This is a genomic window from Denitromonas ohlonensis (assembly GCF_007625205.1).
Lineage (GTDB): Bacteria > Pseudomonadota > Gammaproteobacteria > Burkholderiales > Rhodocyclaceae > Nitrogeniibacter > Nitrogeniibacter ohlonensis.
The window spans coordinates 1-12,503 of the sequence record NZ_VMNI01000017.1; the positions used below are offsets into that span (position 1 = coordinate 1).

Annotated in this window: 10 protein-coding genes, 1 tRNA gene and 1 pseudogene; 5 read left to right on the forward strand and 7 right to left on the reverse strand. The window is 61.8% G+C overall.

The window, feature by feature from the left end; translation table 11 throughout:
- Positions 1-140: 140 nt before the first annotated feature.
- The 7 genes and pseudogenes from FHP89_RS16440 to FHP89_RS16470 form a co-directional block, all read right to left on the reverse strand.
- Positions 141-251, reverse strand: a pseudogene (locus tag FHP89_RS16440) (prepilin-type N-terminal cleavage/methylation domain-containing protein); the annotation flags it as partial.
- Positions 248-532, reverse strand: coding sequence for a hypothetical protein (locus FHP89_RS16445; RefSeq protein ID WP_144178968.1), 285 nt, complete (start codon positions 530-532; stop codon positions 248-250). The pseudogene FHP89_RS16440 and the gene FHP89_RS16445, both read right to left, overlap by 4 nt.
- Positions 533-586: 54 nt before the next feature.
- Entirely contained in the window at positions 587-3,991 is a 3,405-nt protein-coding gene (locus FHP89_RS16450; RefSeq protein ID WP_144178967.1) for a pilus assembly protein, read from the reverse strand.
- Positions 3,988-4,551, reverse strand: coding sequence for a pilus assembly PilX family protein (locus tag FHP89_RS16455; protein ID WP_144178966.1), 564 nt, complete (start codon positions 4,549-4,551; stop codon positions 3,988-3,990). The genes FHP89_RS16450 and FHP89_RS16455 overlap by 4 nt, the downstream gene beginning before the upstream one ends.
- 10 nt (positions 4,552-4,561) lie before the next feature.
- Positions 4,562-5,650, reverse strand: coding sequence for a PilW family protein (locus FHP89_RS16460; protein ID WP_144178965.1), 1,089 nt, complete (start codon positions 5,648-5,650; stop codon positions 4,562-4,564).
- Positions 5,651-5,660: 10 nt separating this feature from the next.
- Positions 5,661-6,137, reverse strand: a complete 477-nt coding sequence (gene pilV / locus FHP89_RS16465; RefSeq protein WP_144178964.1) for a type IV pilus modification protein PilV — start codon at positions 6,135-6,137, stop codon at positions 5,661-5,663.
- 2 nt (positions 6,138-6,139) lie between these two features.
- Entirely contained in the window at positions 6,140-6,601 is a 462-nt protein-coding gene (locus tag FHP89_RS16470) for a GspH/FimT family pseudopilin (RefSeq protein WP_144179006.1), read from the reverse strand.
- Positions 6,602-6,751: 150 nt separating this feature from the next.
- Between FHP89_RS16470 and FHP89_RS16475 the strand changes: the two genes are divergently transcribed.
- The 5 genes from FHP89_RS16475 (at position 6,752) to flhF (ending at position 12,503) form a co-directional block, all read left to right on the forward strand.
- A tRNA-Thr gene (locus FHP89_RS16475) sits at positions 6,752-6,827 on the forward strand.
- A 234-nt stretch (positions 6,828-7,061) separates the two neighbouring features.
- Positions 7,062-7,502: a DUF192 domain-containing protein gene (locus tag FHP89_RS16480; protein WP_313792196.1), complete on the forward strand. Its 441-nt coding sequence runs from the start codon at positions 7,062-7,064 to the stop codon at positions 7,500-7,502.
- A gap of 128 nt (positions 7,503-7,630) precedes the next feature.
- Positions 7,631-8,773 carry a flagellar biosynthesis protein FlhB gene (gene flhB / locus FHP89_RS16485; protein WP_144178962.1) on the forward strand — a complete coding sequence of 381 codons (1,143 nt, stop codon included), beginning with the start codon at positions 7,631-7,633 and terminating at the stop codon, positions 8,771-8,773.
- A 28-nt stretch (positions 8,774-8,801) separates the two neighbouring features.
- A complete protein-coding gene (gene flhA, locus FHP89_RS16490; RefSeq protein ID WP_144178961.1) occupies positions 8,802-10,904 on the forward strand; it encodes a flagellar biosynthesis protein FlhA in 2,103 nt (700 codons plus the stop codon).
- A gap of 150 nt (positions 10,905-11,054) precedes the next feature.
- The gene (gene flhF, locus FHP89_RS16495; protein WP_144178960.1) at positions 11,055-12,503 is read left to right on the forward strand and encodes a flagellar biosynthesis protein FlhF; all 1,449 of its coding nucleotides are present in this window, start codon (positions 11,055-11,057) and stop codon (positions 12,501-12,503) included.

Genomic DNA, 12,503 nt, shown 5'->3' on the forward strand with positions numbered 1-12,503 from the left:
CAAAACCGCCCCGTTCGGGGCGGATCATCGAGAGATATTTGCAGGGGAAGAGTCGAGCTAAATTGCCCGAGGGCCGGGCTCGTCCAACAAACGGTTCAGATCGTGGCTCGCTTCGCGATCACGATCTAACCTTAGTCGTTGGGGTAGGCAATGGCGGCAAGAATGCCGATGATCGCGACAACGATCATCACCTCGATGAGCGTGAAACCGCGGTGTTCATGGCGCGGGAAGGGCTGCGCTATGCGTTTCATTGCGCGCTCCCGTTGCCAAAGAGGTGAAGCTCGACGACCACGGTGTTTCCTTGGCCGTCGGCGTTCGTTTCCATGGCGATTTGCTTTCCAACCCATGCCGAAGAAACCGGCGAATAGGCCAGACCGCGATCGTCGGCGGTGATTTTCGTCGCTGTCGTGACCTTGAGCTTCCGGTCGCCGACGACAATGGTGGATGTCGCCGGGCTGACCGCTTTGATGATCCCGATTTCTTCAAGCGGGCGCTCTTGTGCGATGGCGCCGAGGCTCAGCAGCCCGATCATGCTGGCGAAGGTCAGGCGACACACAAATGTATGAATAGTCATGGCCGAAATTCCTTATTGCAGCTGCCGCCACGAAATGCGGCGACTCCCGTCGGATTGTTGAGTGCTCTTGTCGATGGTGCCAGTCGAGGTTGAGCCGTATTTGTGGGTCTTGCCGCCTGCGTCGCGAACCTGGCCCAAGCTCTTGATCATGCCGCCCACCACACGACGCCCGCTCACGACTTTGTTGTTGTATTCGTTGCTGCTGCCGTAAGTGCCGTCCCTGGACAAGTCGAACACGTTGTGGTCCGTCCGTCCGCCGGTGTAGGGCGCCAGTTCGATGATCCAGCTTGAGCCACCCCCAGCGCACGCATCATCGTCGGGGATGGAGCTCACATAGATGATGCGATCTTTCCAGAGGATCGGGTCGGTCAGGATGCGCTCGCCTTCCTTGACGTTGGTCGGCGGGATGAGATCGACCAGGAAGCCTCGATGATTCACGGTTGGGGTGTTTTGCGAGAACTGACGAATTTCCCAGACGTTGCCTTTGAATGATTGTGACCCTTCGTAGGTGATGCTCTGCACCAGCAGATCGCTTCGCGCCACTTTGGATGTCGTGCTGATACTGCCGCAACCCGTGCCAGAGACACCGATGCCGCACTCGTCCTGAACGCCATAGAGCGACTGCTTGCTCAGGTCGGTGTTGTCGCCTGACTCAAAGTACTTGCCAGTCCCGAAATAGACCATCAGGCCTTTTGTGGGGTGCTTGCTGACCTGCACTTTGGCGGTGATCGGCTGCGCTTGCGCGGGAGAGCCTCCGTCAGTTGCCTTGAACAGCGGCTTGCCGCCGAAAGCGACTTTCCAGTTACTGTTGCTGCTGCCGGTAAAGTCAAACTTCCAGACATTGCCGTGCAAGTCACCGGCGTAAATCAGATCAATCGATCCGTTCTGGTCGCTGTCGATGACGACGGGCGTCGCCAGGCCATTCGGGGTTGTCGAACTTCCGACGCCGGTATCGATTTTCTTGATCAGTGCGCCGGTACTGATATTGACGACGAACAACTGGGCTTTTTGGGCCGTGCTGTTGTAGCCATTGCCAAAGATGGCGACCCAGTCACCGCTCTCAGTCCGGCCAATGGATGCCTGGCCGAGCGTGAAGCCCAGTTCGCCGAAACCGGTGGTGGAGTCGTTGACTTCCCAAAGAACGTCAGAGGCACCGAAGCCATGCGCATTTTCAACATTGAGCGCGAAGTACCCTTTGCCGCCTGCGCCAGTAGAACCAACCAGCACGGTTTTCCAGTTGCTGCCGATGAGGGCATCGCCGACTTTTGGCGCGCCATCCACATAGTAGCGGTGGGTGTACTTCGGGTCAGCCAGCGTTGGCAGGCCGGACATGATTGAGTTGGGGACGTAACCGAACAGCTCTGCGCCCGTGTCGCTATCCAGACCACGGAAAATGCCGTCATTGGCCCCAAAGAACAGTGCGCCCTTGCGGTTCTGGAAAGTGGTCGTGAGTCGTCGCGCGATATACGCTTTTCGTTCCGATGCGCTTAGCGAGCCGGCCAGACTGTATCCATAGTCCTCATTCTTGACGAATGCCGGATCGGAGTTGACGACGTCGCCCATGATGCTCTTGCGCGTGCGGAAGGGCCCGTTGTTTGACGCCTCTTTGCTCTGGTCGCCACGCACCCACTCCAGCAGGGTCGAGTCGTTATTGAGCGCAGTTTTCTGGCTTGTCGCCAACGACGCCCAAGCCAGCGGAATGCCCTGTCCGTTGCTGGGGTTGATGGTGAAGAGGCTGCGGGTCAAGAAGGCCGGAATCTGCTTGCTCGCTTGCCAAGTTGGCGTGGTATCCGGGTCGCCGGTGTTGACATCAATCTTGTAGGCCAACATGTCACCCGTCCAGGTGCCGCTGTCGAAGCGTGCCTGGAAGAGGAGCGTATTGGTGCTCAGGCGAGTGGAGTTGGCCGCCACTGTTGCGGCCGAACTGGTCCGGGCGTTGATGGTGGCCAGCGTGGCCGCGAGTGCGTTGGCGAAGGTTTGCGGGTCCTTTGCGCTGAAGAACTCGCCACGGCCGTTCAGGCTGGCGTGCAGCAAGTCATCAATCTTGGCCGGGTCACTGGAGGTCGGGCTGGGCCAACCAGGGTCCGTCTTGGTCGCAATCGCGGCAAAGGCGGTGGTTGATGAGATGGTGCCTTCAACGCCGAGACCGACACCAAAGGTCACCATGTGCTGCCAGAAGGCGGGGTCGTCGGTACTGACCGGGACGTTGTTGGTCAGATCGCTGCGCAGATCGCGATTCCAGTAGTACATGGCGATATCCGCCAGGTTGTTGCTCCAGCTGTCCTTGAACGGGCCGACCGGGGCGTACTGGTATGTCGCGCTATTGGGGCCGGTGATGAGCGGACCATTGTTACCGTCGTTGTTTTGCCTGGCGCCTGACGTTGCCGCTTCATAGTAACTGCCATCAGTCCAGTAGCCATCGGTGGTCAGAATGGTGAAGTTCTGGCGGCACGACAAGTCCTTGCCTCCCGATACGCCCGGGGTGGTGCTGGCGGCGCCGCGACTATCTTGCCACTCGTAGTAATCGCCTGCGGCATCAAGTGCCCGACGTAGCGGGGTGCTGCCTGTGGGCTGTTGCGCAAACAGCCAGTCAAAGAACTGCTTGCGATTGTTGGTGACGTTGCCAAAGTTGTCCTTGTCGCTGAAGTCACGTACGCCACGTTCGATGGTGGACGTCGATAAGCCGTCAACGTTTACGCTGCTTCTGTTGATACGGCCGTAGCCAATCCGCAGCCCCGTGCCCTGCTGCGCAAAGGCCCGGCTTACGCCCGCCTTGGCGGCCGACATACGGTCGCGGTAATAGGAGTACCAGTTGGCGAAGTTGGTTTCTTCACTACTGCCTACCTTGACGTAGGTATAGCAGTCGTCATCCGTTGCTGTGCCGTTGCAGTTCGCGTTCCCGGCGTTGAATACGTAATAGAAAGCGGCCTGAGAATTAGCGGAATATTCATTGGAGTAACCCGCGTAATACCAGGTTGGCCTGAATGAGGTGCTGAGGTTGACCGTATTGGTTCCTCGGCTGCTTGAATAGCCGTCTTTCCAGGCGGAAGTAAAGCTTGAATTGCCTCGACTCACGCCATCCTGATCCAGCGGCGGAAGGTATGTGGCGGTGGGGTCGTAATAGATCTTGTTGTAATAGCTCGACTTGGCCCGCTTGGTATTGTGGTTTGAATAAATGCCGTCCGGCATGAAGGACCAATCCATTGAACCGGAGTCATCGAGCACGAACAAGATGTTCGGCTCCACCGTGCCCCCCAGATAGAGCGGGACCTGAGAGATGGCCAGCGATGCTGAGAGCGCCTGACTGGGCAGGCCGAAAGCGCATGCAGCAACGACCGCTGCAGCGATGGGGGTCAGCGTTTTGGGCGGTGTAGTGTTCATGGCAACACCTTTCAGAATGGCGCGCGCGGTGTTCATTGCATCACCGTCGAGCGCAGGATGACGGTACTGGTGCCACTGGCACCGGTGGAGCGGGCGGTGATGTCGAAGATGCGGACATCGGCCGGTCGAAGTTCAAGCGATGCGGTTGAAAATACGCCGGGGCGCTCTTCAATCCAGTAGTCGGGCGCTTCAGCAAAGCTCGGATACGACACGGCGGGCGACAGGGGCGCCGTATAGGAGGCCATCGCCTTGAGGTTGTTGCCTGCGGCCCAGCCGCGTACGTTGGATGTGGTTGCCCAGTTGCTGGCCACGGACTCGTCTGGTGCCGGGTTGGACGGGAACGAAAACGCACCGTTTCCAGAGAGCGAGTTGAGGGCGGTCAGTGCCTCGTTTTCGCCGGCACGCAAAGCCATTTCGGCAGCCTGTGCCGCCAGATCACGATCGCGCATATTGCCGGACATACGCTCTTCCAGCGACGTGGTTTGCATGGCGGTCAAGCCCAGCATGGTCATCACCAATAGAAGAATGAGGCCGACAATCAGCGCCGAGCCGGACTGTTCGGTGCGGACCTTGTTTGAGTGATTTCGTGGCGTCATGGCGAGGCCCTTAGAAGCGGTTGCGCAACGCGATCGTTGTCGACACCGTCGAATACATCCGTCGATCCGCTGCCGTGGTTGTTACGCCATTGAAAGTGATTGGCATCGGCGCAGATACCGCGTTGTCATCCGCGCTGGCGAGCAGCAGTTCAAACTGGATTGCGATGACGTTCGGCCAGTCGGTTGCGGTCATGGCCGAGGCAGGCAGGTAGCGGGTCACGGTGCGAGCGTTCGCTCCGGGGGCCGCGGTAGCTGCGGGCAGACCGTACAAAACGTTCATGTTGGCAACGCCCTCGATCATCTCATTGCCGTTCAGATACAAGGATTGGAGCGCTTGCCCCTGGCGATTCACTTTGCTGGACTGCGCAAGATGGAAGGTCTGCGACTGCAGGCGCATGACGCGTGTGCCATCGCCGTACTCCCTGTCGCTTGCCAGACTGTCGGAGATGTTTGCCCCGCCAGTGACTTTGTGTTCCAGCGTGACGTTGTTGCCAGAGGCCGGTACATTGCTGACGCGAAAAGCGTCAGCAGAGATGCAGTCCGCCATTATCACGATGTCGCCTTGCCGGAAGTCCAGTGCGTTGTCGCGAATGACGGGAGAGTTGGCGGATTTGACTGAAGCCGTGAGCGTTGTCGCGGCGCCAGAAGCATAAAGAATGGTAATGACGTCGGTGCCGGGCACGCCAATGTTCGCCGGGGAGGCATAGGAGCCGACGATGCCCGGTGCGCCTGCCGCGTATCGATAGGCGCTGATGGCGTTTGCGCTGTCGAAAGTCACCCCAGTCGCACTGGACCGCGGGAACACCGCGCCATAGCCTTCCTCCTCGGCGCTGGCGGCCATGTAGCCGCAGCCAAGATGCCCCACCATCCGGAAATTGCGCTGCAGGAATTCGACGGCAAAACGGCCGTTCTCCTGTATGCGTGCCAATTCTTCGTTGTAGCGATAGGTCTGTTTGTTGTTGACGAATAGGGTGATCATGCCGCCCACAAGCAGCAGGCTGATCACCATGCCGATCATCAGTTCGATCAGCGTTGAACCACGCTGGCCGGTCAGGCGACGGCAGCGGTCAAAGACGGAGAGGGGGGCGATCGGGCTCATGGTCGGGCGCTCATTCGCGGGAAACGATCTGGATGATCTGGTTCTGTCGGGCGGCGGTTACGTCGTTTGCCTCGTTCCATCTGACCGAAATGACGAAAAACGGGCCACCATCACAGGCGCCAGGGGCGGCAGGGTTGCTGACCGTGCAGACCGAGCCATCACCTAGCGGAAGTTGCGCAGCCAGGCGGGCTTTCCAGTCAGTGATTTGTTGGTCGGGAAAGGTTGTTGCGCTGGTGAAGGCGCCAAAGGCCACGTTGAAATCACCATTGGTCGCATTTTGACCGCTCGCACGCACGCGCTCCTGCATGTCATAGGCGAGCGTGACGGCCTTTGAACGCAGTTGGGCCGTCTGGTTGAACTTGAGGGAACTGACCTGGAGCCCTGCCAGGCCAAGTAAGCCCAAGGACAGCACCACCATGGCAATTAGCGCTTCGATGAGCGAAAAGCCGCGTTGGCGAGCCCGGGGCTGGGTTGTGAGCCTTGTCATGTCTAGCACCCCACTACCGTGATGGCACCGTGTCCGATCGTGTTGATGATCAGCCGTCGCATACGTAGATCGCCAGATGTGCAGCCCGGCGGGGAGAGGTCAATTGTTCGATCGGCCTGGGCGATATTGAGTCCGAAAGAGTCGAAGGCGATGGCCGTTGTTGCCTGAGCGCCGGTCATGGTGACTTTGGGTAAGGCTTCGTGATCGCGCAGCAAGGTCCCGTCACTGGCATTGACTTGCCACCCCGCGCTGTAGCCGCCCGCTTTGGGTGTCACCGTGACCGTGAGACCGCGTTTGACGGCTTCGCTGCGGGCGAGCGCAAATGCAGAAAGGAGTTCATTCGCCTGGGTTGTCATTCGATTGTCTTCAATCATGCGAGTAAAGCTCGGCGTGGCGATCGCGGCAAGAATTGCCATGATGGCCAGGGTGATCATTAGCTCGATGAGAGTGAATCCGCGATTCATGGTCGTTGTCCGTAGGTTCTGGCTTGACTCTAGATGGCGCAAAGTCTGCAAGCGACAGGCAAACGCCGGGATGTGGGTTCCGGGGGATGAACGGTGGGTGAGGATAATGATTGCAAGTTTTGCAAAGCCTCGATAAAATTTGCGCCCTTTGCTGCTGTAGCTCAGTCGGTAGAGCAACTGATTCGTAATCAGTAGGTCACCAGTTCGATTCCGGTCAGCAGCACCAGTTGTACGACAAGGCCCTGGAGGTTTTCCTCCGGGGCCTTTGTCTTTCATGGTCGGGTGAGGCGCGCTTGATTGTTCCGTGTTGTGGTGTCGCGGGGCGTTGTTTCTACGCGTGTTCGTGATGGGCGTCACGCTGGCGTGTGGGTGGTGTTCCGCCCGGTTTCGCGGCGCGTCGCCGTCCGCTGGCTGTCCTTCGACTACACTTTGCGAGACACCTTTTTCGGGAGTGGCGCGCGTGCGTGGATGGCTGTTGATCGGGTTGAGTTCTGTTGTGTCGCTGGCTGTGCAGGCGGCGGAGCCTTTCGGGCGGGTGGATCTGTCGATCGGGCTGTACCGGATCGACGCCGAGGTGGCGGAAACGCCGGGGCGGCGGGCGCAGGGCTTGATGGGGCGGGAGCGTCTGTTGTCGCATGAGGGCATGGTGTTCGTGTTTCCGGAGTTGCGGGCGCACTGCATGTGGATGCGCAATACGCCGCTGCCCTTGTCGGTGGCGTTTATCGACGACTCGGGGCGGATCATCAATATCGCGCAGATGCAGCCGCACTCCGAAGACAACCATTGTGCCGCGCAGCCGGCACGCTACGCGCTTGAGATGAACCAGGGCTGGTTTGCAGAGAAGCGCGTTGCGCCGGGCGCCAAGCTTGTTGGCCTGGAGCGTTTGCCTGCGCCGCGCTGAGTCTGTGTTTGCAGAATTGGGGCGGTTTTCTGCCCTTTCTTCAGCCCTGATATTGTCCGTTCCGATCTGATAATGCTCACATCCGCTGCTCCGCGAGGGCAGCATGTGTGGCCGGATCGGAGCGTAGCGTGGCCGAAGAGAGTGATCTCGAGAAGACAGAAGAGGCGACACCACGACGCCTGGAGCAAGCGCGCGAAGAGGGGCAAGTCCCTCAGTCGCGCGAGCTGTCGACTTTTCTGGTCATGATGACGGGGGTCGCCGGCTTGTGGGTGATGGGGCAGTGGGTGTCCAGCCGCATTGTTTCCCTGGTCAAGGGCGGCTTGAGTTTCGAGCCTGAGTTGGCGCGCGATACCGCGTTGATGGTGGTCAACCTCCGCGATGTGCTCGCCGAGGCGGTGCTGACGGTGGCGCCGGTGTTTGCGGTGCTGATGGCTGCTGCGGTCGCCGCCCCCATCTTGATGGGTGGCATGGTGTTTTCTCCGAAGGCCTTGCAGTTCAAGTTCGAACGCATGGATCCGCTCAAGGGGCTGGGCAAGATGTTCTCCGTGCATGGCGCGGCGGAACTGGTCAAGGCGCTGTTGAAGGCTTTTCTGGTCGGTGGCGTGGGCGCGTGGGCGATCTGGCGCGAGAAGGACCAGATGCTCGCCTTGATGTCCCAGCCGCTGGCGGCCAGCCTCAATGACTTCGCACACATTGTGTTGTTCTCCGCCTTGCTGGTGGTCTCGAGCCTGGCCTTGCTGGCCGTGCTCGATGTGCCTTTCCAGCTGTGGCAGTACCACGACAAGCTGAAGATGACCAAAGAGCAGGTTCGCCAGGAGAACAAGGAGTCCGAAGGCGATCCGCAGCTCAAGGCGCGCATCCGTCAGGCGCAGCGCGAGATGTCGCGCCGCCGGATGATGTCCGAAGTGCCCAAGGCCGATGTGGTAGTGACCAACCCGACGCACTATGCGGTGGCCTTGCGCTACGACGCGGGGCGCATGGGCGCGCCGGTGGTGGTGGCCAAAGGCGCTGATCTGACGGCGCAAAAAATCCGTGAAATCGCGGCCGAGCACAATGTGCCGACGCTTGAGGCGCCGCCTTTGGCGCGTGCCTTGTTCGCGCACTGTGACATCGACCAGGCCGTGCCGGCCGCGTTGTACACCGCGGTGGCCGAGGTGATGGCCTATGTCTATCAACTCAACCAGTGGCTGGCCGGCGGCGGACAGGTGCCCGAGGCGCCGCAGACGCTGCCGGTGCCCGCCGATATGGACCCCGGCGCGAGCCGTGCCTGATGCTGAATCTAACTGAACACGCTCACTCATGAACGCCATCACGCTACGTTCCCTGATGTCTCCGACGGCCTTGCGTCAGCTGGCTGCACCCATGCTGATCATCATGATCCTGGCGATGATGGTGCTGCCGCTGCCGGCCTTTGCGCTGGACGTGTTCTTCACCTTCAACATTTCGCTGTCGGTGATGGTGATGCTGGTGGCCATGTACGCCAACCGGCCGCTCGATTTTTCGGTGTTCCCGACGGTGCTGCTGATCACCACCTTGCTGCGCCTGAGCCTCAACGTGGCCTCGACGCGGATCGTGCTGCTCGAAGGTCATGGCGGCCCCGACGCGGCGGGCAAGGTGATCGAGGCCTTTGGCCACTTTCTGGTCGGCGGCAACACGGCGGTGGGCCTGGTGGTGTTTACGATTCTTACGGTGATCAACTTCGTGGTGATTACCAAAGGCGCGGGGCGGATCGCCGAGGTCAGCGCGCGCTTCACCCTCGACGCCATGCCCGGCAAGCAGATGGCCATCGACGCCGACCTCAATGCCGGCCTCATCGATGACAAGGAGGCCAAGCGCCGCCGCCGCGAGATCGCGCAGGAGTCGGATTTCTACGGTGCGATGGACGGTGCCTCCAAGTTCGTGCGCGGCGATGCGGTTGCCGGCATCCTGATTCTGCTGATCAACATTGCCGGCGGCTTGGTGGTGGGCGTCATGCAGCACGACATGGCGCTGGCTCAGGCCGCTGAAAACTACACTCTGCTGACCATCGGCGACGGTCTGGTGGCGCAGATTCCCGCGCTGATCATCTCGGTGGCCGCGGGTCTGGTGGTGTCCCGCGTGGGTGACGAGGGGCAGATCAGTGGTCAGGTCGTCCGTCAGGTGTTTGCCAATCCGCAGGTCATGATGCTGACCGCGGCCATCCTTGGCGTGCTGGGCCTGATCCCCGGCATGCCCAATCTGGTCTTCATCCTGCTCGCCTCGTTCTTTGGCTGGCTGGCCTGGTGGCGGCAATCGCATCCGATCGATGGCCCGGCAGACGAGGAGGCTGTGAAAACGCCGACTCAGGCGGACATCGCCGCGGCCACCGAGCAGTCTCAAGAGGCGAGCTGGGCCGATGTGTCGCCGGTGGACGTGCTGGGTCTCGAGGTGGGCTACCGGCTGATCCCGATGGTCGATAAGGCGCAGGATGGCGAGCTGCTCAAGCGCATCCGCGGCCTGCGCAAGAAGTTCGCGCAGGATGTCGGCTTCCTGGCGGCGCCGGTGCATATTCGAGACAACCTCGAGCTCAAGCCCAATGCTTACCGGATCGCGCTCAAGGGCGTCGAAATCGGCAGCGGCGAGGCCTACCCGGGGCAGTTCCTGGCGATCAATCCGGGGCGGGTCACCGGCCCGCTGTCGGGCCGCGAGACCAAAGATCCGGCCTTCGGGCTGCCGGCCTTCTGGGTCGACGCCAGCCAGCGCGAGCAGGCGCATGCGCTGGGTTACACGGTGGTCGATGGCAGCACGGTGGTGGCGACCCACCTGAATCACCTCATTCTCGAACACGCGGCCGAGTTGCTTGGCCGGCAGGAAACCCAAGCGCTGCTTGACCACATCGGTCGCGATTCGCCCAAGCTCATCGAAGACCTCGTGCCCAAGCAGTTGCCGGTGTCGACGGTGCAGCGCGTGCTGCAGAACCTGCTCGAAGAGGGCGTCAATATCCGCGACATGCGCACCATCATCGAGGTGTTGGCCGAGCACGCCGCGCGGATTCAGGACCCGCTCGAACTCACCTCGCGGGTACGTCAGGCGCTCGGCCGGTCGATCATTCAGGCGCTGTTCCCGGGCGACACCGAGGTGCAGGTCATGGCGCTCGATCCGGGCCTGGAGCGGGTGCTGATGCAGGCCGTCGGCAGCGGCGGGCCGGAGGGCGGGGCGATCGAGCCGGGGCTGGCCGACAGTCTCTTGCGGCAGACCGTGTCGCTGGCGCAACGCCAGGAGAGCATGGGCTTGCCGCCGGTGCTGCTGGTGCCGGGGCAGCTGCGCTGGCTGCTGTCGCGCTTCCTGCGTCGCTCGGTGCCGACGCTCAAGGTGATTGCCAATGCCGAGGTGCCGGAAAACCGCATGATTCGCGTCGGCGCCACGGTCGGATCCGCCGCTTGAGCATCTGCTGGCATGCGCCGGCAAAAATGACCGGCAAGAAATAAGGGGGGAGAACCCCCTTTTTCCGGCGACGAGGTGGACGTCGAGCTCCGCATAATCGAGCCATCAAGACTCGTCCGGACGATCGGACCGATGGCTGCGGAGATCACCATGAACGTCAAACGCTATTTTGCCCAGACCGCCCGAGAAGCCCTGCGTCAGCTCAAGGAAGAGCTGGGCGCCGACGCCATCGTGCTGTCCAATCGATCGGTCGACGGTGGTGTCGAGATCGTGGCGCTGCCGGCGGATGCGGTCGAAGTGCTCCATCAAAGTACGCGCAGCGCGCCGGTCGCCGCCAAGCCCGCGCCGGCCAAAGCGCCTGTGCAGACGCATGACGACGACGAGGGCGATTACCGCGTTCAGTTGTCGTCCGCCCGTCGTCCGGTGACGCCCGCAGCTCAGCCAGCGCGCGCGCCCGCACCCGCACCGACGCAACAGATTCGCCCGTTTCAGCCGCCGCGTGTCGATCGCCCGGTGATGCATCACGAGGTGTTCCCCCGGCATGACGACATGCGCCCGGCCGAACCCCAGCGCACCGAGCCTTTGCCGCGCCAGCGTGCGCCGGCCGCGCGCCCCGTGCCGGCCGAGCCGCGTCGCGAAGAAGAATCTGCCCGTATCCGCGCCCTGCAGGAAACCAACACCCGGCTGATGGAAGAGATGGGCGGCATCCGCGCCATGCTCGAACGCCAGCTCGCCGGCTTTGCCTGGGGTGAGGCCGGGCGCCAGGCGCCCGCGCGCACCCGCATGACCGGTGAGTTGCTCGAAGCCGGCTTCTCGGCGCAACTGGCGCGCACGCTCTGCGATGCGGTCGATCCGAACGCCGAACTGAGCGCGGCCCGCAATGCGGTCAAGACCGCGCTCAATCGTGGCCTGCGCGCTTTGTCGAACGATGCCGACGTGATCGACCGTGGCGGTGTGTATGCGCTGGTCGGGCCGACCGGTGTGGGCAAGACCACCACCGCGGCCAAGCTCGCTGCGCGCTGCGTGGTACGCCACGGCGCCGACAAGCTGGCGCTGATCACCACCGACGGCTACCGGATCGGCGCGCATGAACAATTGCGCATCTACGGCCGCATCCTCGGCGTGCCGGTGCACGTGGTGCGCGACGCCGGTGACTTGCGCCAGACCCTGGCCGAGCTGCGCGACAAGCATATGGTGCTGATCGACACCGTCGGCATGTCGCAGCGCGACCGCATGGTCGGCGAGCAGGCGGCCATGCTCACCGGCGCCGGCAACGTCAATCGTCTGCTGCTGCTCAACGCTACCTGCCGCGGCGACACGCTCGATGATGTGGTGCGCGCCTATGACGGCCCCGATCTGGCCGGCTGCATCCTGACCAAGGTCGACGAGGCCGCCTCGCTCGCCCCGGCGCTCGATGTGGCGGTGCGCCATGAGATGTCGGTCTACTACGTGGCCAATGGCCAGCGCGTGCCCGAAGACCTCCATCTGCCCAATCGCGCCTACCTGCTGCATCGCGCGATGAAAGCGGTGGACGACAATTCGCCGTATCACCTCAAGGGCGAAGAAGCCGGTTTGCTGATGGCGTCGGCCGGAGCCTGA